The organism is Nocardia sp. NPDC005825, from assembly GCF_040630175.1.
Classification (GTDB): Bacteria; Actinomycetota; Actinomycetes; order Mycobacteriales; family Mycobacteriaceae; genus Nocardia.
This window is the reverse complement of sequence record NZ_JBEXXC010000018.1, coordinates 77,225-102,716: the sequence shown is the minus strand read 5'-3', so window position 1 is coordinate 102,716 and position 25,492 is coordinate 77,225. Positions and strand designations below refer to the sequence as shown.

Sequence of the window (25,492 nt, the reverse complement as noted above, 5' to 3'; positions counted from 1 at the left end):
GCCTGGAATTCGATGCGGTGATCCTGGCCGAACCGCACCGGATCCTGAGCGAATCGCCGCGCGGCCGCTTCTCCGTTCGCGGGTCAGCGCAGCCGGTGCAGGACCTCCGGCAGGTCCTCGGTGTGCACGACGGCCAGTCGCTGGGTGGCGCGGGTCAGCGCCACGTACAGGTCGTTGCGGCCGCGCGGCGATTCGCTCAGGATCCGGTGCGGTTCGGCCAGGATCACCGCATCGAATTCCAGGCCCTTCACGTCGTGGACGGTCAGCACCCGCGTCGAATCATCGGACAGGTGACCGAGTTCGGCGGCCAGATCGTGCGGCACGATGACCGCCGCGGTGCCGGGATGCTCGGCCTCGGCCGCGATCAGCCGCTTGACCTCGTCGGCCAGTTCGCCCGCCGTCACCCGGGTCGCGGCCGGTTCGAACCCGGAGTCGCGGACCGAGCGCGGCGCGGGCGCGGCCGGATCGATGGCGGCCAGCACGTCCCCGGCCACCGCCATGATCTCGGAGGGCGTGCGGTAGTTGACGGTCAGCTCGGTGAGCTTCCAGCGTTTGGCCACATACGGTTCCAGCACCTGCTGCCACGACGAGGCGCCCGCCGGGTCGCCGGTCTGGGCGACGTCGCCGACCGCGGTGATCCACCGATTCGGGATGCGGCGCATGACCATCCGCCACGCCATGGCCGAAAGCTCCTGCGCCTCATCCACGATGACGTGCCCGTAGGTCCAGGTGCGGTCCCCGGCGGCGCGTTCGGCGGTGGTCTGGCGGGTGCGGACCTGCTGGCGCTCGGCGAGCTGGGAGGCGTCGATGAGGTCGTAGGCCATGAGCAGTTCGGGGTCGAGGTCGTCCTCGAGATCCTGTGGCGCGGAACCGGTCAGGATGTCGAGGGCGTCCTGCGCCTCGGCGAGCTGGGCGCGCCAGCGGCGGCGGGCGCGCTCGCGCTCCTCGCTGTCGTCGATGCCGAGCAGTTCGGCCAGTTCGTCGAGCAGCGGCGCGTCGGCGTCGCTGAACTCGCCGCTGTCGGAGCGCTGCAGTTCGGCCCGATCGGCCGCGCTGAGCTGTCCGGCCGCGTTGGCCAGGCGCCTGGGGTCGGCCCACAGCCCGCCCAGCACCTCCTGCGGGGTGAGGATGGGCCACAGTCCGGCGATGGCGCGCTGGATCTCGGCGTCGGCGCGCATCTCGTCACGGATCTCGGTGAGATCGGTCTGGCTCAACAGGTTTCGCCCGCCCAACGGGTTCGAGCCGATGGCGGCCGCGAGCTGATCGGTGAGCGCGTCCACCACCGCGGCCGCGAAGATCGGCCGGGCCAGGTTGTGCGGGCGGCGCGAGGAGCGGGCGCGGCCGCGGGCCTTGGTGACGATCTTGCGGTCGAGTTCGAGCTGGTGCCCGTCGAAGTAGAGCGGGATGGTCTCGCGCGGCACCTCCTGCCAGTCGCGCACCGCCTTCTTGAGCACCTCGAGCATGTCGAGCGAGCCCTTGAGTTCCCCGGCCCGCAGCGAATCCTCCAGTGTCGCTTGCACCCCCGGGTACAGGTTGCCGACGGTGGAGAGCAGCACGCCGGTCTCGCCGAGCGAGGGCAGCACCTGGCCGATGTAGTCGAGGAAGGTGGAGTTCGGTCCGATGATCAGCACGCCGGCCTTGTCCAGCTGCTGGCGGTAGGTGTAGAGCAGGTAGGCCGCGCGGTGCAGCGCCACCGCGGTCTTGCCGGTGCCCGGCCCGCCCTGCACCACGAGCACGCTCTTGTGCTCGGAGCGGATGATCGCGTCCTGCTCGCTCTGGATGGTCTCGACGATGTCGTTCATATGCCCGGTGCGGGCGGCGTTGAGGGCGGACAGCAGCGCGCTCTCGCTGCCGACGCCGCCGTCCGCGCTGATCACGCCCGCGGCCTGGGCGGCCTCGAGGCTCAGGTACTCGTCGTTGACCCCGGTGACCTTGCGGTTGCGGGAGCGGATGTGGCGCCGCCGGGTCACCCCGTCGGGGGCGGCGGTGGTGGCCAGGTAGAACGGCCGGGCCAGGGGAGCGCGCCAATCCAGCAGCAGCGTCTCGTAGTCGGCGCTCTCGTCGAGGATGCCGATACGGCCGATGTAGCGGTTCTCGCCGTCGCCGTCGTTCTCGCCCGGGGCGATGTCGATGCGGCCGAAGCACAGGCCGTGTTCGGCGGCGTCGTACTTGGACAGATCCTCGGAGTAGAGCTGGGTGAACGACTCGCGTTCACTGCGCGCCTGCGGGGTGCCGCCGGTCTCCAGGAGCACGGTGCGCAGCCGCCGCTGGGCGTAGGCGCGCATGCCGTCGAGCTGTCCGTAGAGCTTCGTGAGGTACTGCTGCTCGCGTTCCAGGTCCGGGGATACCGCGTCAGCGGAATCGGGCACAGAACGCTCCTCGGTGAGGTCGGGCAAGACGGAACTCCTTGTTCACCACGTCCGCCGTGCGGGGACGGCGCGCGAAGCATCGAGAACAGAGTTGTCGAGTCTAGTGCGCCTTGCTTGCCCGCGCCGTATCGCCAGGTGACGAGGCGTAGGTGTCCGGGTTACGAGGCGTGGGTGCTGTCGGTGCGCCGCGCCAGCGGACTGTTGTGGTGGTTGGGCGGCTTGGCCCGGTACATGGCCAGGTCGGCGTCGTGCAGCACGGCCTCCGGCGTGCGGGTGTCGCCGGCGTGCAGGTGGGTGACGCCGACGGAGGCGTCGACCTGGATGCGGTGTCCGCGCGCGATGATCGGCTCGGAGGTGGCCTGCCGCAGCCGGGCGATGAGGGCGTCCAGATCGTCGCCCAGGGTGTGTCCGGACAGCAGGACCAGGAACTCGTCGCCGCCGATGCGGCCCACCACGTCGTCGGCGCGCAGCCCGCGTTGGAGCCGCTGGGCCACGATCTGCAGCACGGTGTCGCCGATGGCGTGGCCGAGAGTGTCGTTGATGGTCTTGAATCCGTCCAGGTCGATGAACAGCACGCTCGACACCGGCAGCGTCTCGGTGGTGCCCAGCGCCGCGGCCAGCTTCGACAGCACCAGCGACCGGTTGGCCAGCCCGGTGAGCGGGTCGTGGGTGGCCTGGTACTCCAATTGCCTTCGGCTGGCCCGGAATTCGGTGATGTCGTTGAACGACGACACCGCGGGGGAGTTCGGGTCCGTGGGGTTGAGCAGGCGGCTGTTGGCCGAGAGCCAGCGCCGCTGGCCGTCGGGCCGGTCCAGCCCGAACACGAACCGCGTCACGTCCTCGCCGGTGGCCAGGGTGCGGATGATCGGATACCAGGTCGAGGGCATGGGCTGGGCGTTCGCGTCGAGCAGGCACAGCGGCAGGTCGTCGATGTGGGTGCCGATCAGGTCTTTGGCGTCGTAGCCGAAGATGCGGCGCGCGGCCGGGTTGGCGGATTCGATACGGCCGTCGCGGTCGATCACCACCACGCCCTCCTCCAGCTGCGACACCACGGAGGTGAAGAACTGCTCGGCGCGCCGCTGGGCGGCCTCGGCGCGGCGCTGCGGGGTCAGGTCGTGCACGACGACCTGATAGGCCAGATGGTCGTGCCAGGCGGTCAGCACCGACACGGTCTCGACCTCCAGCGTTTTCCCGTCGCAGCGCAGCAGGGTCATCTCGGTGGGGTCGGAGGCGGTGCCGGCGATGGTGAGCCGACGGATGCGGTCGAGCATGGGCGCGACCGACGGCGGTGCGACGAAATCGGTGACGGGGCGGCCGATGACGTCCTCGGGGTCGTCGGCGGCGAGCATGCGCAGGAGCGCCGGATTGGCGTAGACGATCATTCCGCGTTCGTGGACCACGATGCCGTCCGGGCTGAAGTCCACCAGGGACCGGTACCGCTGGGCCAGCTGTTCGGTGTCGGACGGGAGGTTTGCCCGATCGTTACCCACCATTTCGTTCACCCCCTGATCGTCGGTGCGGAACACGTCGATGGAGCACGGCACCATTCTGTTATCTGAAAATTTGCTGGTGCAGCTTGCCGACCGTATTGAATGAAGTGCTGGAGAGGAGCGATGCAATGCCTGGCACCAACCCCGTCCCGATTGCCCAAGGTCAACATCAAGATCATATGACGATTGCCGGTATCGGTGCCGTGACCGGGTACGGCTGGGGCCGAGAAACCCTCTGGGAGGGTTTGCTGAGCGGCAAGTCCGCGGCCCGGCTACATCCAGGGTACGGGCCCGGACGCGATCGGCACGGGTGGGTTGCGCGGATTCCTGACGGCGGAGATCCGGACTTACCGCCGAGCCGCTACCTGCGCGCGGTCCTGGACTCCGCGCGCGAGGCGGTCACCGACGCCCGTGGCCGCGGCTGGCGGCCGGGCCGGACCGTCGGACTGCTGCACGCGATCGTGCTCGGCAACCTCGACGAATGGCAGGACTTCTTCACCGTCGACGGCGGACAGCGGCGCTCGCGCGACTATCTGCGGCTGATCCCCTCGACCCCGGTATCGATGCTGATGAACGAGTTCGGCTTCCACGGCCCGGCCATGAACGTGAGCGCCGCCTGCTCCTCGCTCAACGTGGCTCTGGTCACCGCCCGACTATGGATGGACCACGGCCTGGCCGACGATGTGCTGGTGATCGCCACCGACCTGTCGGCCTCCCCGGAGATGGTGCAGGCGTTCGTGAATCTGGGCGCCGCGGTCTTCGACGCCGATCCGCTCGAGGCGTGCCGGCCGTTCCAGGAGGGCAGCCGCGGTTTCGTCTTCGGAGAGGCCTCGGTCGCGTTGCTGCTGACCCGCGACGCCGACCGCCCCTACGCGGCGGTGCTGGGTGGGGCCATGACCAGTGACGGCTACCACGTCGTCTCGGTCGAGCCGTCGTTCGAGCAGATCTACGACTGTGTGCACCGCGCCCTCGCCGCGGCGGACGTCCGCCCCGAGGAGATCGCCTGCCTCAATGCCCACGCCTCCGGCACCGCCCAGTGCGACGCGGCCGAGACCGCGCTGCTGGCCCGGATCTTCGACGACCGCCCGCAGGTGACGGCGCTCAAGCCGCTGGCCGGGCACTGCCAGGCCGCCTCGGCCGGCATCGAGATCGCCGCCGCGGCCATGGGCTACGAGCGCGGGGTGCTGGTGTCCGCGCCGATCGTCGCGCCCGCGCACGCCTGCCTGGTGGACGGCGTGCAGCCGGGCATCCGCGGCCTCACCCTGAAGACCGCGCTCGGCATGGGCGGCAACAACAGTGCGGTGGTGCTCGGCCCGCTCGCCTGACGCCGGTCAGTGCAATGGCACCGACCAGTGCAGTTTGGTCCCCGTGGTGGTGGCGTCCTCGTCGTCGCCGTTGGTGTCGCGGCGCGGGTACACCGCCAGCCGCCCGCCCGACTGTTCGGCCCGGCGCGCCAGGTTGGTGAGCCCGCTGGGCGTGATGGAATCCGGGATCCCGCGGCCGTTGTCGGCGACCACGATGGTGAGATCGTCGGCCACCCCGATGTCGATGGTGATGGTGTCGGCCCCCGAATGCCGGACCGCGTTCGAGACGGCCTCGCGCACAACGGCTTCCGCGTGATCGGCGAGCGCGGGCTCGACCACCGACAGCGGGCCGGTGATGTGCATGAGCGCCCGGATGTCGGTGGCGGTGGTCTGCTGCTTGACCGCGCGCTCGATGCGCTGGCGCAGCCGGGTGCTGTGCCCGTCGCCGCCGTGCAGGTCGAAGATCGAGGTGCGGATCTCCTCCACCACGTCCTGCAGATCGTTGATCGAGTCCGCGAGCCGGCGTTGCACTTCGGGCACCCGCGCGCGTGGCACCGTGCCCTGCAACGCCAGCCCGATGGCGAACAGCCGCTGGATGACGTGGTCGTGCAGATCGCGGGCGATGCGGTCGCGGTCGGTGAGGATGTCGAGTTCGCGCATGCGCCGCTGCGCCACCGCCAGCTGCATGGCCAGTGCGGCCTGATCGGTGAACGCCGCGATCAGTTCGACCAATTCGTCGGAGTAGGGCGCGGATTCGGCCGAGCGCAGCGTGATCAGGACGCCCAGGGTGGAATCGGGGGTGTGCAGCGGCAGCACCAGGGCCGGGCCGATATCGGCGATCGGGGTGCCCAGGTCGATGTGGCGGCCGTCGTCGAAGCGCAGTGGGGTGCGGGTGGTGAGGGCCTGGCCGACCGCGGTCTCGACGGTGCGCACCGCGTGCCCGGCGGGCGGCTCGCCCGGCCCGGACCACTGCGCCACCACCAGCTCGGTGACCCTCTCGGGCGCTTCCTCGGGATCGGCGACCACGGCCAGCAGCGCCTGCTGCGAGGCGGTGAGCTCGCGCGCGTGCGCCACCACGTGGGCGAGCACCTTGTTGGGTTCGGTGTCGGCGAGGAATTCGGTGGCGATGTCGCGGGTGGCCTCGATCCACGCCTGCCGGGTGCGGGCCTGTTCGTAGAGCCGGGCATTGTCGACGGCGATACCGGCCGCGGCGGCCAGCGCCTGCAGTAGCACCTCGTCGTCCTCGGTGAAGGGGTGTCCGCCGGATTTCTCGGCGAGGTAGAGGTTTCCGAAGATCTCGCCGCGGATGCGCACCGGCATGCCCAGCAGGGTGCGCATGTCCGGATGGTGTTCGGGGAAGCCGACGGCGGCGGGATGACGGGTGAGATCGTCCAGGCGCAGCGGTTCGGGCTTGTCGAGCAGGAGTCCGAGCACGCCGTGGCTCTCGGGCATCGCCCCGATCCTGACCCGGGTCTGCTCGTCGATGCCGTGGAAGATGAACTGGCTGGGCTGTTGTTCGTGCCCGAGCACGGCCAGTGCCCCGTAGCGGGCGTCGACCAGGATGGTGGCCGCGCGCACGATGGTGCTCAGCGTCTGCTCCAGGTCCAGCCCGGAGGTGACCAGCAACATCGCCTCGACGAGCCCGTCGATCCGATCGCGGGCGTCGATGATCTGTTCGACTCGGTCCTTGACCTCGGTGAGCAACTCGCGTAATCGCAGCTGCGACAGCGTTTCACGCACCGAGTAAGGGCCGGTGCGGGGTGTGTCGTGCATGTATGTCCTGCGGTCCGGCGGATACGCCACGTCAGCGCGATTCTATGCGCGCCGAGGTTGCCGTGCGGTTGTCATGCCGAACGTGGTTGTCCCGTACGCAATTTCGAGGCCAGCACGGCCGCCTGGGTGCGGCGTTCCATCCCGAGTTTGGCCAGCAGCCGCGACACGTAGTTCTTGACCGTCTTCTCCGCCAGGAACATCCGTTCGGCGATCTGCCGGTTGGTGAGGCCGTCGCCGAGCAGGTCGAGCAACTTGCGTTCCTGATCGGTCAAACCGGCCAGCGGGCCGTCGAATTCGGTGCTGCGCCGCAGCCGGGCCATGAGGGCGGCGGCCGCGCGATTGTCCAGCAGGGAGCGGCCCGCGCCCACCTCCTTGATGGCCTTGGCCAGCTCCATTCCCTTGATGTCCTTGACCACGTAGCCGCTGGCGCCGGCCAGGATGGCGTCCATCATGGCTTGTTCGTCGGTGTAGGAGGTGAGGATCAGGCAGCGCAGATCGTCGATGTCGGCCAACAGGTCCCGGCACAGTTCGATGCCGTTGCCGTCGGGCAGGCGCACGTCGAGCACCGCCACGTCGGGGCGCAGCGCGGGGATCCGGGCCAGCGCCTGGGCGACGTCGCCCGCCTCGCCGACCACGGTCAGCTCGGGGTCCTCCTCCAGCAGATCGGTCAGACCGCGGCGGACGATCTCGTGATCGTCGACCAGGAAGACTTTGATCACGACGGCCTCCAGGATGTCGGTGATGCGCGGTCGGTTCGCGCGCGTGCGCGAACGGTCCCGGCCAACGTAACTCGCGGCGCGGCAACGGGATACCGCCGAAGGTCCCTAATCTCCGCGCGGATCGGCGGCCCCGAGATCTTTTGTCGGAGACTTTTCCCCGAAAGTGGTCTGTTTCGGGACTTTCGGCACTGTCGGGCCCGCGTGACGTGTGTTGCCATGGAGTTCGGTTGCCGGGTCGGATACAGGGAGAGCGGGGTCGGCTATGGGCGCGTTCGATGTGTGGTCGAGTGGAATCGATCCGGATTTCGTGGTGACCACGCACGGGCCCGTCCCGTCGGGGGAGGTGACCCGGGTGGTGCGCGGACTGGGCAGGGTATTGCGCCGCCACGGGGTCGACGGGCCGGTGCGGGCACGCCTGCACTGGCCCGATCCCGACCATGGCGATCCCGAGGACGGCACCACCTTGGTGCAGGCGAGTGTCCGAGCGCTGGGGAAGGCGTTCCGGGTGCAGGTCGCCGGGCCGGGACGGTTCGCCGCCACCTTCGCGCTGGAACGGCTGGACCTGCGACTGGGCTGCCCGCCGGACGAATTGTCCCGGCCCTGGCCCGATCCCGCGCGGCCGTCGCTGTCCGCGATCACCGAGCCGCGGCCGATCGTGCGGCGCAAGGACTGCCGACTACAGGTGGCCACGCCCGCGGCGGCGGCGCGGGTGCTCGACGCCATGGACTACGACGCGCACCTGTTCATCGACGCCGACACCGGATCCGAGGCGGTGGTCTGCTGGACCGGGCCGCTCGGGGTGCGCACGCTGGGCCGTCCGCGTGACGGCGTGCCCATGCTGCTCGAGGACGAGGCGGTGGCCCGGCTGTGCCTGGGCGGGTTGCCGTATCTCTTCTTCATCGACGCCGACGTCCGCCGCGGGCGGCTGCTCTACCGCCGCTTCGACGGCGACCTGGCCCTGGTCACCGCGGCCGGGTCCGAGGATCGCGCCCGCGATCGGGAGCGGGCGCGGCAGCCGCGGGTGATCTCGAGCTGTGTGCGCCGGGCGCTGCCCAGCGCGGCCGGGGCCGCCACGGCGATCACCGAGAAGTCGGCCTGAGCCGGTGCGGGCGACATCACCCTCGCCCGTCGCAATAAACACACTGTGACCAGCGTTTCAGGTCTGGTATCCAAACTTGTCGGTGGGTGCCCCTAGCATGGCGTCGGGGGTATGTCTGGATGCCGGAACGTTGGAAGGATGGCCAGGTGGCGGATCGCCTGACGGTGCGCGGAGCGCGGGAGCACAACCTCAAAGGGGTCGATCTCGACCTACCCCGTGACAGTCTCATCGTTTTCACTGGCCTGTCCGGGTCCGGAAAGTCCTCGCTGGCCTTCGACACCATCTTCGCCGAGGGCCAGCGCCGCTACGTGGAGTCGCTGTCCGCGTACGCCCGGCAGTTCCTGGGTCAGATGGACAAGCCGGACGTGGACTTCATCGAGGGCCTGTCCCCGGCGGTGTCCATCGACCAGAAGTCGACCAACCGCAACCCGCGGTCCACGGTCGGCACCATCACCGAGGTCTACGACTATCTGCGCCTGCTGTTCGCGCGCGCGGGCACCCCGCACTGCCCGGTCTGCGGTCACCTGATCGCCAAGCAGAGCCCGCAGCAGATCGTGGATCAGGTGCTGGCCATGCCGGAGGGCACCAAGTTCCAGGTGCTCGCGCCGGTGGTGCGCACCCGCAAGGGTGAGTTCGTGGACCTGTTCGAGTCGTTGAACTCGCAGGGCTACTCGCGGGTCCGGGTCGACGGCGTGGTGCATCCGCTGACCGATCCGCCCAAGCTGAAGAAGCAGGAGAAGCACGATGTCGAGGTGGTCATCGACCGCCTCGCCGTGAAGCCGAGTTCCAAACAGCGCCTGACCGATTCGATCGAGACCGCGCTGCGGCTGGCCGACGGCATCGTGGTGCTGGACTTCGTGGACCGCGACGAGCACGCTCACGATCGGGAGCGGCGCTTCTCCGAGCGGCTGGCCTGCCCGAACGGGCACCCCCTCGACATCGAGGATCTGGAACCGCGGTCGTTCTCCTTCAACTCGCCCTACGGCGCCTGCCCGGATTGCACCGGTCTGGGCATTCGCAAGGAGGTCGATCCGGATCTCGTTGTGCCGGACCAGGATCTGAGCCTGGCCGAGGGCGCGATCGCGCCGTGGTCGCGCGGGCAGACCGCCGAGTACTTCACCCGCCTGCTGTCGGGCCTGGCCGAGGCCATCGGCTTCTCCATGGACACGCCGTGGAGTCAGTTGCCGCTCAAGGCCCGCAAGGCGGTGCTGGAGGGCAGCTCCGAGCAGGTGCACGTCTCCTACACCAACCGCTACGGCCGCAAGCGTTCGTATTACGCCGATTTCGAGGGTGTGATGCCGTTCCTGCAGCGGCGCATGGACGCCACCGAGTCGGAGGCGATGAAGGAGCACTACGACGGGTATATGCGCGACATCCCGTGCCCGGTGTGCGCCGGCGCCCGCCTGCGGCCGGAGATCCTCGCGGTCACGCTGTCGGCCGGCACGGAACGCCGCTCCATCGCCGACATCTCGGATCTGTCGATCGGCGATGCCGCGCACTTCCTGAACACCCTCACCCTCGACGACCGGCAGGCCGCCATCGCCGCGCAGGTGATCAAGGAGATCCAGGCGCGCCTGGGCTTCCTGCTCGACGTCGGCCTGCAGTACCTGACGCTCTCGCGCGCCGCCGCCACCCTCTCCGGCGGTGAGGCGCAGCGCATCCGCCTGGCCACCCAGATCGGGTCGGGCCTGGTGGGCGTGCTGTACGTGCTGGACGAGCCGTCCATCGGCCTGCATCAGCGCGACAACCGCCGCCTGATCGAAACCCTCACGCGGCTCAAGGGTCTCGGCAATACGCTGATCGTGGTGGAGCATGACGAGGACACCATCCACGCCTCGGACTGGGTGGTCGACATCGGCCCGCTGGCCGGCGAGCACGGCGGTCAGGTGGTGTACTCGGGTCCCTACGAGGGGCTGCTGAAGGACAAGGATTCCCTCACCGGCGCTTACCTTTCCGGGCGCGAGCGCATCGACCTGCCGCTGGTGCGGCGGCCGATCGACAAGAAGAAGCAGCTCACCGTGGTCGGCGCGACCGAGCACAACCTGCGCGACATCGACGTGAATTTCCCGCTGGGCGTGCTCACCTCGATCACCGGCGTCTCCGGTTCGGGTAAGTCGACGCTGGTCAACGACATTCTGGCGACCGTGCTGCAGAACAAGCTGAACGGCGCGCGGCAGGTGCCGGGCCGCCACACCCGGGTCAACGGCCTCGATCACCTGGACAAGCTGGTGCAGGTGGACCAGTCGCCGATCGGCCGCACCCCGCGCTCGAATCCGGCCACCTACACCGGTGTCTTCGACAAGATCCGCACCCTGTTCGCGGCCACCACCGAGGCCAAGGTGCGCGGTTATCAGCCGGGCCGGTTCTCCTTCAATGTGAAGGGCGGCCGCTGCGAGGCGTGCTCGGGTGACGGCACGCTGAAGATCGAGATGAACTTCCTGCCGGACGTGTACGTCCCGTGCGAGGTCTGCCACGGCGCGCGGTACAACCGCGAAACCCTGGAAGTCCACTACAAGGGCAAGACCATCGCCGAGGTGCTGGACATGCCGATCGAGGAGGCCGCGGACTTCTTCGAGCCGGTGACCTCGATCCACCGCTATCTCAAGACCCTGGTGGACGTCGGTCTCGGCTATGTCCGCCTGGGCCAGTCGGCCCCGACGCTGTCCGGCGGTGAGGCGCAGCGCGTGAAGCTGGCCGCCGAACTCCAGAAGCGCTCCACCGGCCGCACCATCTATATCCTCGACGAGCCCACCACGGGCCTGCACTTCGAGGACATCCGCAAGCTGCTGGCCGTCATCAACGGCCTGGTCGACAAGGGCAATTCGGTGATCGTCATCGAGCACAACCTCGATGTCATCAAGACCTCGGACTGGGTCATCGACATGGGCCCCGAGGGTGGTTCCGGCGGTGGCATGGTCATCGCCCAGGGCACCCCGGAAGACATTGCGGCCGTGGCGGACAGCTACACCGGCCAGTTCCTGAAGGACGTGCTCGCGGCCCAGCCGCCCGCCCTCGCCGAGCCGAAGCCCGTGAAGAAGGCGGCGGCCAAGAAGGCGCCCGCGAAGAAGGCCGCCCCGAAGACCGAGGCCCAGGCCGCGGCCACCAAGAAGGCCGCCGCGGCGCGCCGCAAGGCCGCCGCGCTGCGCTGATCGTCCGACATGGCGAAGGCCCCGTACCGGAATCGGTACGGGGCCTTCGTCTTTCGCTCCTACTCGGCGGCCGTGAGCGGCGGCTCGAGTTCCTTGACCTCGGCGATGTGCCCGAAGTCGAGTTTGACGAGCTGGTCGGCGCAGTCGAAGTACCGGTCGTCGTGGGTGATGACGATGACGGTCTTGCCGCGGTTCTTCAGCGAGACCAGGATCTCGCGGTAGAACACGTCACGGAACTTCGGCTCCTGATCGGCGGCCCACTCGTCGAACAGGTAGATCGGCCGGTCCTCGAGCAGCGCGGTCAGCAGCGCCAGGCGCTTGCGCTGCCCTTGCGACAGGTCGATCGTCGACAGGCGGCCGTTCTCCACGGTCACCTTGTGATCGATCCGAAGTTCCTTCAGGTACTTCCGGACCTGGTCGTCGACGCCGTCCTCGAATCCGAGGTAGTCCTCGAACAGGTGGAAGTCGGTGAAGACCGCCGAGCTGTTCTGCCGGAACCACTCGATATTGGTGTGGTCGATCGTCTCGCCGTTGAGCGTGAGGTGGCCGTGCTGCGGGACGTAGAGGCCCGTGATCAGTTTGGCCAGCGTCGATTTGCCGCTGCCGTTGCCGCCCACGATGAAGCTGATCTGGCCGGGTTCGAAGGTCAGATCCAGCGGGCCCAGGTGGAAGCCGGAGCCGTCGGCCTGCGGCGGGGCCATGGGTCCGCCGTTGGGCAGCGGGTGACCGCCGTGGCCGACGAACCTGTGCCCGTTGACATCCGGCCGGTCCACACCCTGCGGACCGTGGCCCGGGGGCGGGCCGCCGGGATGCGGCCGGCCGCCGCCGGGGCGCTGTCCGGGACCCGGGCCGGGGTGCGGTCCGGTGCCGGGCAGCGGCGGGATCGCGGGCGGCGCCTCGGTCAGGTAGCTGTAGCCGACGTCGTTGAGCTCGAGCCGCGCCGCGGTGACGGCGGCCCGCTCGGTGTAGGGCAGCCGCGACTCGTCGTGCGCGGTCTGGATGGACAGGTTGAGCGACCGGATCTTGGCCAGCGCCACATCACCGCGCAGCAGGTCCGGGATGCGGTGCATGAAGTTCTGCATCGGCATCGCCAGGAACGTGGTGACGAGCACGTAGCCGACCATCACGTTCTGCGGCAGTTCCAGCGCCCGCGCCAGCCCGAACAGGATGAGCGCCATGGTGGCCAGCTGCAGCAGCTGCCCGAACCCCTGGGCCACGGTGAATTTCGACCCGGCGTCGATGTTCTGCGCCCGCAGCGTCTCCGCGGAGCCGAGCAGGTGCTTGTCCATGAAGTCGCGCCGCCGCCCGCGGTGCAGCTTGAGCTCCTTGATGCCCAGCGACACCGCCTGGAAGGAGCGCAGCAGCCCGTCCTCGTTCTCCCGCGCGGAGTGGTACAGCGCCCGCACCCGCTTGAGAACCAGTTCCACACAGGCGATTCCGAGCAGCGTGCCCGCCACCGTGGTGGCGAAGATCGGCCCGGACACGACCGCGAGGAACACGAAGCAGCCCACGATGGTGGCCAGGTCGATGCAGATGCTCGGGATGGCCGTCACCGCCTGCGACAGGGCCCGCACGTCCTCGGTGAGGGTGGCGATCAGCCGGTGCTGGCCCAGCCGCTCCAGGTGTTCCAGCGGCGCGGACACGATGCGTGCGCTCAGGTCCGCGCGCAGCCGGTAGATGGCGTCCTGTGCCAGCCGGATCAGCAGCACCTGCGAGATCACGCCGCTGATCAGGATGACCAGGGCGGTCGCGACGAACGCCTGGACGGTGACGCCCGGGTGCGGTTCCGGTGACACCACTCCCCGAATCAATGTCACCAGGTAGGTATTGGCCGCACCGCAGACGAGACCGGAGGCGATGACGCCGGCGATCCGCATCCACGAGATGGAGATGAGGAATCTGATGAGTTGCATGACTGCTGGCTCTCTGGACTGGACGGGTCGGGCTGGTCAGGAACGGATGACGTCGAACACGACGCCCTCGAGGGTGACGCCGGGCGCGAAGGAGAACGCCACGCCCGTCGAGATCGGCTGGGACGCCGACTGCGCGACCATCTGCTCGAGCACGAAGATCAGCGAGACGCTGAGCATGTTGCCGTACTCGGCGAGCACGTCCCAGCTGGTGGCGGCCTCTTCGGCGCCGAGGCCGAGCGAGCGCACCGACTCCTCGATGATCTTGGGGCCGCCCGGGTGGATCGCCCACAGATCGATGTCGGACTTGGTGAGGCCCTGGCGGGCGAGCACCTCGGTCACCACCGGGTCGACGCCGCGCAGGATGTACTGCGGCAGGTTCTCCGACAGCTCGCAGGTGATGCCGTTGTCGTTGACGCCCAGCACGATGCCGTCCTCGGCGTCGTCGAACAGGTAGCTGAAGCTGTCCCGGATGACGATGGATCCCGCCGGCAGCTGCTGGTGCGCCTGCCGGGCGCCGATGACCACCGCGCCGCACCCGTCGCCGAAGAGGCTGTGGATGATGACGTCGTTGACATTGTCGTCGAACACGGCGTTGACCGAGCTCAGCTCGATGCAGATGACCAGCGCCTTCTTGTCCGGGTGCGCCCGAACGTAATCCGTCGCGGCGCGCACGGAGTTCATGGCCGCGGCACAGCCCATGAAGTTCACGACGACCCGGTTGACGGTGGGCGACAGGCCCAGCTGCTTGACCACGGCCACGTCCACGCCGGGCGCGATGAACCCGGTGCTGGTGGCGAAGACCAGCATGCCGATCTCGGCGGCCGGGTCCTCGAGGTGGGCGACGGCGCGGCCGGCCACGTCCACGGCCAGCGGCACCGCGTGGTCGTAGAAGGTGTTCATCCGGTCGCGGATGGTGCCCGATTCCCGGCTGTAGGACAGGAATTCGGGGTCGATCGGGTTCACCGCGAGGTGGCGGGTGGTGACCCGGGTCTTCTGGTAGATCCGCGGGATCCGGGCCTGCTGGGCCGGGTCGGTGAACAGTCCGGCGACCTGGGCGGCGGCGTCGGCCTGCGCGAAGATCTGCGCGGGCGCGCCGGTGGCGATGGACTCGATCACGCCGACGGTGGTCGGCGGGGCCGGCGGCAGCGGGGTCGGCGCGAAGTCGTAGCCGGGTTCGCCTCCCGCGAACCGGGCGGCGGGCCGGGCGGCCCCTTCGTCGATGGTGATGGACACGATTGACTCCCCTCGTATTCTTTGGTGGAACCCGCGGTGCGGCCGGCGCATGTTCCGGCGCGCCGCGGTGTTCGGAATCGGTTCAGACCGTGCCGATTCCGGTGAAGCCCTGCGCGGTGTAGACGACACAGGTCTTCAGGGCGAGCGGCGAGAAGTGCTCCTTGACGAACCCCCACTTGCGCTCCACCGCGTCGTCGGACGGCGCGAGGATGTAGGTGCGGATCTGCTTGGGGAAGCGGTCGGTGAAGAAGCTCTTGGCGGGAAGCCATTCCACGCCGAACTTCGCCGACTCCTCACGCAGCACGTCCTCGGTGGCGATATTGGCGAAACCGCTGCGCTGGTAGGGCAGTACGTGATGGACGCGATGCGAGCTGAGGCCCGCCGACAGGAAGCAGTCCAGGTAGCGGTTGCCGACCACCTTCAGGTCGTAGGCTTGTTCGATCTGGTCGACGCCCCAGTCCTCGGAGTTGTGCTCGAGTTCCTCGGTCTCGACCTCGAAGTCGTGGCTGGCCACCACCAGGAAGGTGGAGACCCACAGGGTGATCACGAATTGCAGGGCCCAGGCCCAGAAGTCGCCCATCACGGTGAAGGCGATGAGCTCGCCCAGCAGCAGGAACCGCGCGCCGAAGGACCCGATGAAGTGCGGCAGCGCCCCACCCCAGGTGCCGTACATGTCCTTGATGCCCACCTTGCGGGTGAGGCGGCAGACGTCGAGCAGGCGGAAGGTCATGCCGGTGACGGTGTGACCGAACTTGTGCAGGGTGTGGATCGGCACCCGGTACAGCCGCGGGATCCGCATCATCATGGTGAAGACGTTCTTCTTGATGTCGACTTCACTCTGGGTGTGCGGGTGGTGCAGCAGGGCGTGGCCGTCCGCGGTCACGAATGCCAGTGCGACGTAATTGAAGTCGAAGGCGTTCGTGTAGATCTTGTTCATGCCCTTCTGGGCACGGTGGATGGCGTAGTGCCCGAACCCGGCCAGCGAGCTGCGCAGCAGCACCATGGCGATCACGAAGACCGGCAACGGCATCCAGGACCGCTCGAACAGCCGCAGGCCCTGCACCGCGAAGTACGCCACCGCGAGAATGGCGACCACGATATTGAAGTAGGTGTCCATGCGCCGGATCCGGGCGGCCAGCTCGGGTTCCTTGAGCCGCGCCTTCACCTTGTGCAGCAGGTCGTCCTTGTTGTCGAAGCTGAACTTCGGGGTGTCGCGCCAGCTGTCGAAACCCTCGTTGAACAGGAACGCGGGCGCGTTGGCCTTGGGGTGGATGTCCTCGGGCAGGGCGTCGCGGTTGAGCGCGTACTTCTTCAGAATCTTGCCGATGGCTTCCGGATTCTTGTGGTACGAACCGACAATCGAGGTGATGTCGCGGTTCTTGGTGCGGCCGATGAAGAACTCGCCGCCCGGATGCTTGGAAATCCAGTCGGAGAGGTCGTAGGCTTTCCCGTCGTAGACCCAGACGTTGGAGATGGGCGGCGGTCCGTCGAGCGGGGGCCGGCGGAATTCACCCTCTGGCGCCTGCCGTTCGATCGTCGCCTCGGCCTCGGGCCGTTCGATCGTCATAGCTTTCCTCCACACGCACACACCGCGTTCGAACTTACGAATGGAATCGTCGGCGTTGCGGCTTGCAATTCACTGAACAATCTCTTAAGTGGGCTTTTGTTAACAGCGGCCCGGAAAAAATGCGAAAGCCGGCCGGGGTCGGACGACAGCTGTTGCCGCCGTTGCTCGTTCCCCGAACCGGCTCCCAACTCACAGGACAGACGGGCGCGTGTTTAGCCGCCGGGCTTGGTGACGTGCACCGGCTTCGCCCAGTCGGACAACGTCACGGTGACGGTGCCCGCGTCCTTGGTGACGATGGCGCGCACCAGGTTCGGGCCGGTGCCCGGCGAGGCCGCGGTCGAGGGCAGGGTGGTGCCCGCACCGCTCGGCGGCGCGACGTCCTTGATGTACAGGGTGATCGGGAACTCGCCGCCGTCCTTGCCGATCTGTGGGACGACCGGGTCCATGACGTCGGCGGAGATGGTGCCGCTGACCTTCACGGTGTCGACGCCGTCGATCTTCTCGCGGCCTTCGGCCTTGGCGTTCTTCACCTGCGAGATGGCGTAGGCCAGACCCTTGTCCTTGTCGAGCAGGACGCCCGGGTCGTAGATCTTCTCGGCGGGGCCGACGGGGGAGTACTTGGTGCCGTCACCCGTGTAGAGGGTCTTGTCGACGACCATGAACTTGGTCTTGGTGAAGTCGCCGTCCTGCTTGACCTTCACCTCGGCGTCACCGATGGCCTGGCCCTGGCCCTGCGGCTGGTTGGTGACATCGGCCTTGATGCTCTTGACCGACAGCGTGGGCAGGTTCTTCACGTCCAGCACCACGTGCACCGACTGCAGGGTCTGGGTGGTCTTGGCCGATTCGGCGACGATCTGCGCGCCCTCGGGCAGCTGCGACGGCGGGGCCGCCTGCGAGGTGGTGGCCTTGCTGTCCGAGCTGGAGGACGAGGTGCAGCCCGACACGAGCGCGGCGGTCGCGGCCGCGGCGATCATGATCGGGAGGACGCCGCGCCGAATCCGGCTGCCGGACGTGCGGTTCCCTTGGGATATCAGGTCATTCATGTACAACCCCCGAAGTCCATTCGATCTCGTAGTGAGGGCAGCCTTGCCGCTGCCCGTCGTAGTATGCAGGACGTCGCCCGCGCTCGCGCCGATCGGTGCGATACTCCGGCATCCAACCAGCACCGGCTCGATGTCGCCACGCTGTTTCGATCATCCAGCCGCACAGGCGATCAGCCCGCAACCAGCTATGTCGCAGGTCCGGGCGAGCGTTAACAATCCGGCCGAGTTCGCAGCGGGCCGGAGCGGCGGATTCTCCGGATGCTGCTCCGTCGCTGGCTGTTTGCCGGATGGTCACTGAACGTTCGGCGTAAACCGTTACCCCGGGCAGGTATTGACACGTGCCTCCGTCTGCGCGCAATATGAACATGCGTTCATGAACAACCGTTCATAATAGGAGTCGAGTATGACCGAGATCGTGAATACCGCCCAGTCCGAAGCCTGGAACGGCTACGAAGGCGAACACTGGGCAGGCCACTACGACCGCTACGACGCCGTGAACCACGGCTTCGACGAACCCCTGCTGACCGCCGCCCGCATCGCCGACGGCGACCGGGTCCTCGACATCGGCTGCGGTAACGGCCAATTGACCCGCGCCGCCGCCCGCCGCGCCGGCACCGGCTCCGCGACCGGCGTCGACCTGTCCGGACCGATGCTCGCCCGCGCCCGCGAACGGGCCGCCGCCGAAGCCGTCCCCAATGTCGGCTTCGACCAGGGCGACGCCCAGATCCATCCCTTCCCCGACGCCGCCTACGACGCCGCGCTGAGCCGGTTCGGGATCATGTTCTTCACCGACCCGGTGGCCGCCTTCGCCAATATCGCCCGCGCCCTGCGCCCCGGCGGCCGCCTGGCCTTCGCCGCCATGACCCCGCTGCCGGGCACCGATCTGGGCGCCGTATTCGGCGCCGCCGCAGCCCATCTCGGCGATTTCGCGGTCAGCCCCGCCGAAGGCCCGTTCTCCGAGCCCGACCGCATCCGGGACCTGTTGTCCGCCGCGGGTTTCCACGAGATCGGCGTCGAATACCGTGAGGCCGAGGGCATCTGGGGCGACGACATCGCCGACGCCACCGACTTCATCATGGGCTGGGGCCCGGTCCGCTACCACCGCTCCCTGGCCGGGTTCGCCACCGACGGCGAAGTCCGCCAGGCGATCTCCACGGCCCTGACTCCCTACGCCACTCCCGGCGGCATCGCGCTGCGCGGGTCGGCCTGGCTCGTCACGGCCGCGACCCCGCTACCGTAAGCATCCATGTCCCCCCGCAAGGCCGCGGCGCTGCGCGCCACCGACGACACCCTCCGCGATCACCTCGTCGCCACTGCGCAGCGCCTGCTCGCCGACGGCTCGGCCGCCACCCTCACCGTGCGCGCCATCGCGCGCGCGGCCGGGGTGGCCGACGGCGTCCTCTACAACCATTTCCCGGACAAGGACGCCCTGCTCGCCGTCGCGGTCCGCGCGCACGTCGACGCGGCGCACCGCGCGCTCGGCTCATTGCCCGCCCCGGGGGAAGCGACGGTCGCGGAGAATCTCCGTATATATCTGAGCGCGGGCCTCGATCTGCACCGCGCCGTGCTGCCGGTCTTCGCGGGCCTGCTGTCCGCCCCGGCCGTGCTGGATCGCTTCGCCCAACTGCCGACGGATCAGCCCGACTGGCGAGTGCTGCTCTCCGACTACCTGGCCGGTGAGCGGCGACTCGGTCGCCTCGCGCCCGACGCCGACATCGCCGCCGCGGCGGCGGTCCTGGTCGGCATCTGCCACGACCGGGTCCTCAACGCGGTGCTGCCCGGCATGTCACCGCCCGCGGTCGAGCCCGCGGCGGTCGTCGCAACGCTCCTCGACGGCATCGGGCCCACGACGTAGCGACTGCTCGAAAAGAAAACGGCCCGCTCCGAAAGAACTCGGGCGGGCCGTTTTCGACAGATCGATACGGGTTCGATCAGTACACCGGGCCGGTGTACTTCTCGCCGGGGCCCGCGCCCGGGGCGTCCGGGTACTCCGAGGATTCGCGGAACGCGCGCTGCAGCGACTGCAGGCCGTCGCGGATCGGACCGGCGTGCGGGCCGAGGTACTCGACCGACGCGGTGACCAGGCCGGCGAGCGCGGTGATGACGCGGCGCGCCTCGTCCAGGTCCAGGTGGGGGCTGCTGGCCGGGTCGGGTTCGCCCAGGCCCAGCTTCTCGGCCGCGGAGCTCATCAGCATGACGGCGGCGCGGCTGATGACCTCGACCGCGGGGATCTCGGCCAGTTCGCGCACGACCTCGCCGTCGATGAGGGCGGAATCGTCGTTCAAGGTAGCCTCGCTCATGGGGTAGAGAATGCCATCGCGCGCGTCCGCGCTGGTCGTGGGGGCGGCCGATTCGGAGCTCCCCGCTATGAGTGTTAGACTCTTCCGCGACGACCGCCCCGGACTGGTTCCTGCAACCGACTCGGGGCATCAAGTGGAGCCCGACTCCCACCGTCAACCAGCGCTGACAGCGCCGGGTTGCACGGTCCGGTCGCCCATCATTTACGTGATGGGTTCTGCGCGTGGGTTTTTCCTGCGTGCGGTGCGATGCGAGCTGTTTGCGTCGCGGATCGGTCGACTCGGGCCCCGTGCCGGTGAAATACCGGAGCGGGGCTTTCGTGTTGAAATTGGGGTTGCAGTTATTGCTTGCGGTCGTTGACGAACCGCTTGACCTAGGAGGCCCCATCAGCACTGAGACCCGCATCAACGATCGCATCCGCGTTCCCGAGGTCCGACTCATCGGACCCGGCGGCGAGCAGGTTGGGATCGTGCGTGTTGAAGATGCACTACGCGTCGCTCAGGAAGCTGACCTCGACCTGGTCGAGGTCGCGCCCGATGCACGCCCGCCGGTGTGCAAGATCATGGACTACGGCAAGTTCAAGTACGAGACCGCGCAGAAGGCGCGTGAGTCCCGGAAGAACCAGGTCCAGACCGTGATCAAGGAGCAGAAGCTCCGCCCGAAGATCGATGACCACGACTACGCCACCAAGCGCGGCCACGTGATGCGCTTCCTGGAGGCCGGGTCGAAGGTCAAGGTCACCATCATGTTCCGTGGTCGCGAGCAGTCGCGTCCCGAACTCGGGTTCCGGCTCCTGCAGCGACTGGCCGCCGACGTCGCCGACCTCGGATTCGTCGAAACCTCGGCCAAGCAGGACGGCCGAAACATGACCATGGTCCTCGCGCCGCACAAGGGCGCGAAGACGCGGGTGAAGGCCCAGAACGACGCGAGCTCGACGCAGCAGCGCAGCAGTGCGCCCGCGCCGGCTCCCGCCGAGGCGGCCCCGGTCGAGACCGCAGCCCCGGCTGCCGAACCGGCCACCCCGCAGCAGTAATAACGAGAAGCTCCGGAGGCGTGTGGTACCCGCGCGCCTCCGGCACGACAGAACTGAGGAATCCATGCCGAAGATGAAGAGCCACAGCGGCGCCTCGAAGCGATTCAAGGTGTCGGGCAGCGGCAAGCTGCTGCGTCAGCAGGCGAACCGTCGCCACCTGCTCGAGCACAAGCCGACCACCCGGACTCGTCGTCTGGACGGCGTGGAGGTCGTCGCCAAGGCCGACGTCGCTCGCGTCAAGAAGCTGCTCGCCAAGTAATTCGGCTGAGCCGACCGACCAACCTCCGGGTGCGATCGCCGCACCCCCTATTCGATCAAGGACTGAAAAGTGGCACGCGTCAAAAGGGCCGTCAACGCTCAGAAGAAGCGCCGTTCCGTTCTCGAGGCCTCCAAGGGCTACCGCGGTCAGCGGTCGCGCCTGTACCGCAAGGCCAAGGAACAGCAGCTGCACTCGCTCACCTACGCCTACCGGGACCGCCGGGCGCGGAAGGGTGACTTCCGTCAGCTGTGGATCACTCGTATCAACGCCGCCGCGCGTCTGAACGACATGACCTACAACCGCTTCATGCAGGGCCTCAAGGCCGCCGGCATCGAGGTGGACCGCAAGATCCTGGCCGAGCTCGCTGTCTCCGACGCCGAGGCCTTCGCCCAGCTGGTCGCCGCCGCCAAGGCTGCCCTGCCGGCCGACGTCAACGCCCCGGCCGCCTGATTCGGTCTGCGTGACAAAGCAATAGCCGAAACGACCCGCGGACGATGGTCCGCGGGTCGTTTCGTTTCTTCTCGTATCTCCGTGTATCTCCGAGGGGCAAGGTGGCCGTGAGCGCTGATTCCATCGACTGGCGTAACTCCCGGATCGTGTCGGCGGTCAAGCTGCACCGCAGTCCGGTCCGTCGCAAGACCGGCCTGTTCCTGGCCGAGGGCGCGAATTCGGTCGAGGCGGCGCTGGACACCGGCCGGGTCGAGGAACTGTTCTTCTCGCAGAAGGCCGCCGAACGCGAGCACGCGCTGGTCGCCGGGGCCGCCGCCCAAGGGGTGCGGACCACGATGGTGACCGACCGCGCCGCGGAGATGCTGGGGGAGACCGTGACTCCGCCCGGGCTGGTCGCGGTGTGCCGTTTGGTGGACGTGCCGCTGGGCGAGGTCCTCGACGCGTCGCCGCGCATGCTCGCCGTGCCCGTCGAGATCGCCGACCCGGGCAACGCGGGCACCCTGATCCGCGTGGCCGACGCCGTCGGCGCGGACGGCGTCGTGCTGGCCGGTGATTCGGTCGACCCGCACAACGGCAAATGCGTACGCGCCTGTGCCGGAAGCCTTTTCCACGTCCCCGTGGCCCGCTCCCGCGATATCGACGCCACCCTCGACGCGCTGGAGGCGGCGGGCATCGCGATCCTGGCCACCACCGCCAAGGGTGAGGTCGACCTCGACGACGCCGACGAGATCCTGCGCGGCCCGGTCGCGTGGCTGTTCGGCAACGAGGCGCACGGTCTGGACAAGGCCATCGCCGCCCGCGCCACCCACCGGATCCGGATTCCCATCCACGGCCGCGCGGAGAGCCTGAATCTCGCTGCCGCCGCGGCTATCTGCCTCTACTCGAGCTCGCGGGTCCAGCACGCGAAGTGACGTCCGCGGCGGGTTCCGGCCCGCCGGTCAGCTGCCGTCCTCGCTGAGGTTCTCGAGGATCTCGGCGGCCCAGGGCGGGGTGTCGGCCTCGAGTTCGGTGACGCCGAGCGCGGTGAGGTCGATGAGCAGCATGCCGGTCGCGAAGAAGCGGCGGACCTCGGTGGTCGATGCTCCGGTGAGTTCCTTGACGAGGAGGTAGAGCCGTCCGAAGTTCTCCCGGATGCACTCGCCGATGGCCGGTTCGCCCGCCGCCGCGATGCCCTGCAGGAACACCCGTGGCAGCTCGCGCTCGGTGAGGAAGTACTCGCCGAAGTGGGATCCCAGGGTGTCGAGGCGGTCCTTGGGGGAGGCGTCGGGCTCGGCCTGGGTGGCCCCGGCTCGGAACAAGTCCTCGATGCGGCCGCACACCCGGTCCAATACGGCCAGGAACAGCTGCTGCTTGGTGCCGAATAGCCGGATGACATACGGCTGCGAGACCCCTGCGCGGCGCGCGATCTCATCGGTTTTCGTTGCCGCGTAACCGGATTCGGCGAATGCGGAGATGGCCGCGCGCAGCACTTCCTCGCTGCGTTCCTCGGCCGTCATCCGGGTCCTGGTCATGGTGGCAGCGCCTCCTCGTCGGCGGGGAATCATCCTTGCCATTGACATGTTATCAGTCGATGCATACTCTCTAGTTATCAGTCGATTACAACAAGGGGATCGGACATGACTGAGACACTCGAAACCTCGCTCACCGGCAGGGTGGCCGAACAGGCCCGGCAGCGTCCGCTCGCCGCCGTCCTCGCCGCCGTGGGCATCCCGATGTTCATGGTCACGCTCGACAACCTCGTGGTGACCAACGCGCTGCCGGTGATCCGCACCGAACTGCACGCCTCGCTCTCGGACCTGCAATGGTTCGTGAACGCCTACACCCTGGCCTTCGCCTCGCTGCTGCTCACCGCCGCCGCGCTGGGTGACCGGCTCGGTCGCCGGCGCGTCTATCTGGGCGGCATCGCCCTGTTCACGCTCGGCTCGGCCGCCTGCGCGCTGGCCACCGAACCGTGGATGCTGATCGCCGCCCGCGCGGCCCAGGGCTTCGGCGGCGCGGCCGTCATGCCGCTGTCGCTGACATTGCTGTCGGCGGCGGTGCCGGAGAAGATGCGCAGCGCGGCCATCGGCATCTGGGGCGGCATCTCCGGTCTGGGCGTGGCGCTCGGCCCGGTGGTCGGCGGCGCGGTCGTCGACGGCCTGAACTGGCAGTGGATCTTCTGGCTGAACGTGCCGATCGGCCTGATCGCGGTGCCGGTGGCGGCCCGGGTGCTCAGTGAATCCTTCGGTGGCGCACGGCGATTGGACCTGCTCGGCCTGCTGCTGTCGGCGGGCGGCGTGCTCGCGGTGGTGTGGGGCGTCATCCACGGCGCCGACGACGGCTGGACCTCGGCCAAGGTGCTGACCGGACTGATCGGCGGCGCGATCGCGCTGACGGCGTTCGTGATCTGGGAGAGCCGCACCACCGATCCGATGCTGCCGCTGCGCCTGTTCCACAAGCGCGGCTACGTCATCAACGTGGTGTCGTTCACCTTCTCGCTGGGCACCTTCGGCTCGATCTTCCTGCTGGCCCAGTACTTCCAGGTGGTGCAGGGGTATTCGCCGCTGGCCTCGGGAGTGCGGACGCTGCCGTGGACCATGGCCCCGATGGTGGTGGCCCCGCTGGCCGGTCTGATCGTGGACCGGGTCGGCGCCCGGGTGCTGGTGTCGATCGGCCAGGCGCTGCTGGCGGTGGCGCTGCTGTGGATGGCCCTCACCACCAGCGTGGACGTGTCCTACAGCCACTTCGTGCTGCCATTCATCCTGGGCGGCGTGGGCATGGGCCTGACCTTCGCGCCCACGGCCACCGTCGTCATGGCCAATGCGTCACCGGCGGATCAGGGCATGGCCTCGGGCGCCAACAACACCATCCGCGAGGTCGGTGTGGCCATGGGCGTCGCGGTGCTGGCCTCGGTGTTCGCCTCGCACGGCTCGTACCTGAGCCCGGCGGACTACGTCGACGGCCTGATCCCCGCGGTGAAGGCCGGCTCGGTCATCGTCGCGCTGGGCGCGTTCGTGGCGCTGCTGCTGCCCGGACGTCGCACCCCGGCCGAATCGGGTTCCGGCGCAACCGTTCCGGTCAGGGCAGGGGAGACGGGGTAGCGCTCGCCTCGAAGGCCCCGGCGATGGTCGCGACGACGCGCTCCATCGTCGGGGCCTCGTCGTCGTTCAGTTCCCTTTCCACCGAGGTCATGTCGACATCGGGCAGCCCGCAGGCGACGGCCAGCTTCCACGGCGACAGGTCGCCGGTGACATTGACGGCGAAGCCGTGGGTGGAGACATTGCGGCCGACGCGCATGCCGATCGAGGTGATCTTGCGGCCGGTGTCGCGGGTCCAGACGCCGGTGAGCAGCTCCGAGCCGGGCGGAGTGACGCGGCGCTCGGCCGGGATGCCGAGGTCGGCCAGCGCCGCCACGATGCGCAGTTCGACATCGCGGATCAGATCCACGACGCCCTCGCCGGGCTGCAGCTTCACGATGAGATAGCCCACCAGCTGGCCGGGGGCGTGGTAGGTGAGCTGGCCGCCCCGGTTGGTGGTGAAGACCGGGATGTCGGTGTCGGGGGCCGGGAGATGCTCCTCGGGGGTGCGGCGGCCGATCGTGAAGGTCTGTTCGTGGCTCAGCAGCCACAGCGTGTCGGGCCGCTGGTCGGCGACTCGCTCCTCCCACATCTGCTGCATGCGGTCCATCGCCGCCGCGTACTCGATGAGGCGGTCGGAGTCGTCGATCAAGGTCAGGGGCCGGGACTTCACGAGTCCATTGGTACCACCGCTGTGGTCACCACCACGCCGAAGGGTGGGCCCGAGCTGGGAAAAT

Annotated in this window: 21 protein-coding genes; 10 read left to right on the top strand and 11 right to left on the bottom strand. The window is 68.6% G+C overall.

What is annotated here, in order from left to right; all coding sequences use genetic code 11:
• Positions 1–83 precede the first annotated feature (83 nt).
• Together ABZ382_RS32705 and ABZ382_RS32700 are read right to left on the bottom strand one after the other, a co-directional pair.
• On the bottom strand, positions 84–2,369 hold the full coding sequence (locus tag ABZ382_RS32705) for an ATP-binding domain-containing protein (RefSeq protein WP_357097141.1): 2,286 nt from the start codon (positions 2,367–2,369) through the stop codon (positions 84–86).
• Between the two features lie 158 nt (positions 2,370–2,527).
• The gene (locus ABZ382_RS32700; protein ID WP_357097139.1) at positions 2,528–3,862 is read right to left on the bottom strand and encodes a diguanylate cyclase; all 1,335 of its coding nucleotides are present in this window, start codon (positions 3,860–3,862) and stop codon (positions 2,528–2,530) included.
• Positions 3,863–4,038: 176 nt separating this feature from the next.
• Between ABZ382_RS32700 and ABZ382_RS32695 the strand changes: the two genes are divergently transcribed.
• Entirely contained in the window at positions 4,039–5,184 is a 1,146-nt protein-coding gene (locus ABZ382_RS32695) for a beta-ketoacyl synthase N-terminal-like domain-containing protein (protein ID WP_357097137.1), read from the top strand.
• Positions 5,185–5,190: 6 nt separating this feature from the next.
• Here ABZ382_RS32695 and ABZ382_RS32690 read toward each other — a convergent pair whose 3' ends face one another.
• Together ABZ382_RS32690 and ABZ382_RS32685 are read right to left on the bottom strand one after the other, a co-directional pair.
• Positions 5,191–6,936 carry a GAF domain-containing sensor histidine kinase gene (locus ABZ382_RS32690; protein WP_357097135.1) on the bottom strand — a complete coding sequence of 582 codons (1,746 nt, stop codon included), beginning with the start codon at positions 6,934–6,936 and terminating at the stop codon, positions 5,191–5,193.
• A 71-nt stretch (positions 6,937–7,007) separates the two neighbouring features.
• On the bottom strand, positions 7,008–7,655 hold the full coding sequence (locus tag ABZ382_RS32685) for a response regulator transcription factor (RefSeq protein ID WP_357097132.1): 648 nt from the start codon (positions 7,653–7,655) through the stop codon (positions 7,008–7,010).
• Positions 7,656–7,917: 262 nt separating this feature from the next.
• Between ABZ382_RS32685 and ABZ382_RS32680 the strand changes: the two genes are divergently transcribed.
• Together ABZ382_RS32680 and uvrA are read left to right on the top strand one after the other, a co-directional pair.
• Positions 7,918–8,754: a sigma 54 modulation/S30EA ribosomal C-terminal domain-containing protein gene (locus tag ABZ382_RS32680; protein ID WP_357097131.1), complete on the top strand. Its 837-nt coding sequence runs from the start codon at positions 7,918–7,920 to the stop codon at positions 8,752–8,754.
• Between the two features lie 146 nt (positions 8,755–8,900).
• On the top strand, positions 8,901–11,903 hold the full coding sequence (gene uvrA / locus ABZ382_RS32675; RefSeq protein WP_357097129.1) for an excinuclease ABC subunit UvrA: 3,003 nt from the start codon (positions 8,901–8,903) through the stop codon (positions 11,901–11,903).
• Between the two features lie 59 nt (positions 11,904–11,962).
• Here uvrA and ABZ382_RS32670 read toward each other — a convergent pair whose 3' ends face one another.
• From ABZ382_RS32670 to ABZ382_RS32655, 4 genes are all read right to left on the bottom strand, one after another.
• The gene (locus ABZ382_RS32670; protein WP_357097127.1) at positions 11,963–13,816 is read right to left on the bottom strand and encodes an ATP-binding cassette domain-containing protein; all 1,854 of its coding nucleotides are present in this window, start codon (positions 13,814–13,816) and stop codon (positions 11,963–11,965) included.
• A 36-nt stretch (positions 13,817–13,852) separates the two neighbouring features.
• Positions 13,853–14,962, bottom strand: coding sequence for a 3-oxoacyl-[acyl-carrier-protein] synthase III C-terminal domain-containing protein (locus ABZ382_RS32665; RefSeq protein WP_357097154.1), 1,110 nt, complete (start codon positions 14,960–14,962; stop codon positions 13,853–13,855).
• A 169-nt stretch (positions 14,963–15,131) separates the two neighbouring features.
• Positions 15,132–16,616, bottom strand: a complete 1,485-nt coding sequence (locus ABZ382_RS32660; protein WP_357097125.1) for a fatty acid desaturase — start codon at positions 16,614–16,616, stop codon at positions 15,132–15,134.
• Positions 16,617–16,828: 212 nt separating this feature from the next.
• Entirely contained in the window at positions 16,829–17,659 is an 831-nt protein-coding gene (locus tag ABZ382_RS32655) for an LppX_LprAFG lipoprotein (protein WP_357097123.1), read from the bottom strand.
• A 403-nt stretch (positions 17,660–18,062) separates the two neighbouring features.
• Here ABZ382_RS32655 and ABZ382_RS32650 point away from each other — a divergent pair, with 403 nt between their 5' ends.
• Positions 18,063–18,899, top strand: coding sequence for a methyltransferase domain-containing protein (locus ABZ382_RS32650; RefSeq protein WP_357097121.1), 837 nt, complete (start codon positions 18,063–18,065; stop codon positions 18,897–18,899).
• Positions 18,900–18,905: 6 nt separating this feature from the next.
• Positions 18,906–19,514 carry a TetR/AcrR family transcriptional regulator gene (locus ABZ382_RS32645; protein WP_357097119.1) on the top strand — a complete coding sequence of 203 codons (609 nt, stop codon included), beginning with the start codon at positions 18,906–18,908 and terminating at the stop codon, positions 19,512–19,514.
• A 76-nt stretch (positions 19,515–19,590) separates the two neighbouring features.
• Here ABZ382_RS32645 and ABZ382_RS32640 read toward each other — a convergent pair whose 3' ends face one another.
• The gene (locus ABZ382_RS32640; protein WP_213560615.1) at positions 19,591–19,959 is read right to left on the bottom strand and encodes a DUF1844 domain-containing protein; all 369 of its coding nucleotides are present in this window, start codon (positions 19,957–19,959) and stop codon (positions 19,591–19,593) included.
• 332 nt (positions 19,960–20,291) lie between these two features.
• Here ABZ382_RS32640 and infC point away from each other — a divergent pair, with 332 nt between their 5' ends.
• From infC to ABZ382_RS32620, 4 genes are all read left to right on the top strand, one after another.
• Entirely contained in the window at positions 20,292–20,990 is a 699-nt protein-coding gene (gene infC / locus ABZ382_RS32635; RefSeq protein ID WP_357097152.1) for a translation initiation factor IF-3, read from the top strand.
• A gap of 64 nt (positions 20,991–21,054) precedes the next feature.
• Positions 21,055–21,249 (top strand): 50S ribosomal protein L35, encoded by a 195-nt coding sequence (gene rpmI / locus ABZ382_RS32630; protein ID WP_033090982.1) that lies wholly within the window; start codon positions 21,055–21,057, stop codon positions 21,247–21,249.
• Positions 21,250–21,318: 69 nt separating this feature from the next.
• Positions 21,319–21,699: a 50S ribosomal protein L20 gene (rplT, locus tag ABZ382_RS32625; RefSeq protein ID WP_040807291.1), complete on the top strand. Its 381-nt coding sequence runs from the start codon at positions 21,319–21,321 to the stop codon at positions 21,697–21,699.
• A gap of 107 nt (positions 21,700–21,806) precedes the next feature.
• Positions 21,807–22,610, top strand: coding sequence for an RNA methyltransferase (locus ABZ382_RS32620; protein WP_357097116.1), 804 nt, complete (start codon positions 21,807–21,809; stop codon positions 22,608–22,610).
• A 27-nt stretch (positions 22,611–22,637) separates the two neighbouring features.
• Here the strand turns inward: ABZ382_RS32620 and ABZ382_RS32615 are convergent, their stop codons facing one another.
• Positions 22,638–23,210, bottom strand: a complete 573-nt coding sequence (locus ABZ382_RS32615; RefSeq protein ID WP_357097114.1) for a TetR/AcrR family transcriptional regulator — start codon at positions 23,208–23,210, stop codon at positions 22,638–22,640.
• Positions 23,211–23,315: 105 nt separating this feature from the next.
• Between ABZ382_RS32615 and ABZ382_RS32610 the strand changes: the two genes are divergently transcribed.
• Complete coding sequence (locus ABZ382_RS32610) at positions 23,316–24,779, top strand: MFS transporter (RefSeq protein ID WP_357097112.1); 1,464 nt, start codon at positions 23,316–23,318, stop codon at positions 24,777–24,779.
• Here ABZ382_RS32610 and lipB read toward each other — a convergent pair.
• Entirely contained in the window at positions 24,757–25,428 is a 672-nt protein-coding gene (gene lipB, locus ABZ382_RS32605) for a lipoyl(octanoyl) transferase LipB (RefSeq protein ID WP_357097110.1), read from the bottom strand. The two genes, ABZ382_RS32610 and lipB, sit on opposite strands and share 23 nt — an antisense overlap.
• Between the last annotated feature and the right edge of the window lie 64 nt (positions 25,429–25,492).

What these genes read in the sequence shown, in the direction of transcription:
- ABZ382_RS32655 (WP_357097123.1), bottom strand. Translation starts at nt 17,659, where the DNA reads ATGAATGACCTGATATCCCAAGGGAACCGCACGTCCGGCAGCCGGATT.
- ABZ382_RS32645 (WP_357097119.1), top strand. Translation starts at nt 18,906, where the DNA reads ATGTCCCCCCGCAAGGCCGCGGCGCTGCGCGCCACCGACGACACCCTC.
- ABZ382_RS32695 (WP_357097137.1), top strand. Translation starts at nt 4,039, where the DNA reads ATGACGATTGCCGGTATCGGTGCCGTGACCGGGTACGGCTGGGGCCGA.
- ABZ382_RS32680 (WP_357097131.1), top strand. Translation starts at nt 7,918, where the DNA reads ATGGGCGCGTTCGATGTGTGGTCGAGTGGAATCGATCCGGATTTCGTG.
- ABZ382_RS32610 (WP_357097112.1), top strand. Translation starts at nt 23,316, where the DNA reads ATGACTGAGACACTCGAAACCTCGCTCACCGGCAGGGTGGCCGAACAG.
- rpmI (WP_033090982.1), top strand. Translation starts at nt 21,055, where the DNA reads ATGCCGAAGATGAAGAGCCACAGCGGCGCCTCGAAGCGATTCAAGGTG.
- ABZ382_RS32670 (WP_357097127.1), bottom strand. Translation starts at nt 13,816, where the DNA reads ATGCAACTCATCAGATTCCTCATCTCCATCTCGTGGATGCGGATCGCC.
- ABZ382_RS32650 (WP_357097121.1), top strand. Translation starts at nt 18,063, where the DNA reads ATGACCGAGATCGTGAATACCGCCCAGTCCGAAGCCTGGAACGGCTAC.
- ABZ382_RS32690 (WP_357097135.1), bottom strand. Translation starts at nt 6,936, where the DNA reads ATGCACGACACACCCCGCACCGGCCCTTACTCGGTGCGTGAAACGCTG.
- ABZ382_RS32660 (WP_357097125.1), bottom strand. Translation starts at nt 16,616, where the DNA reads ATGACGATCGAACGGCCCGAGGCCGAGGCGACGATCGAACGGCAGGCG.
- ABZ382_RS32640 (WP_213560615.1), bottom strand. Translation starts at nt 19,959, where the DNA reads ATGAGCGAGGCTACCTTGAACGACGATTCCGCCCTCATCGACGGCGAG.
- ABZ382_RS32615 (WP_357097114.1), bottom strand. Translation starts at nt 23,210, where the DNA reads ATGACCAGGACCCGGATGACGGCCGAGGAACGCAGCGAGGAAGTGCTG.
- ABZ382_RS32700 (WP_357097139.1), bottom strand. Translation starts at nt 3,862, where the DNA reads ATGGTGGGTAACGATCGGGCAAACCTCCCGTCCGACACCGAACAGCTG.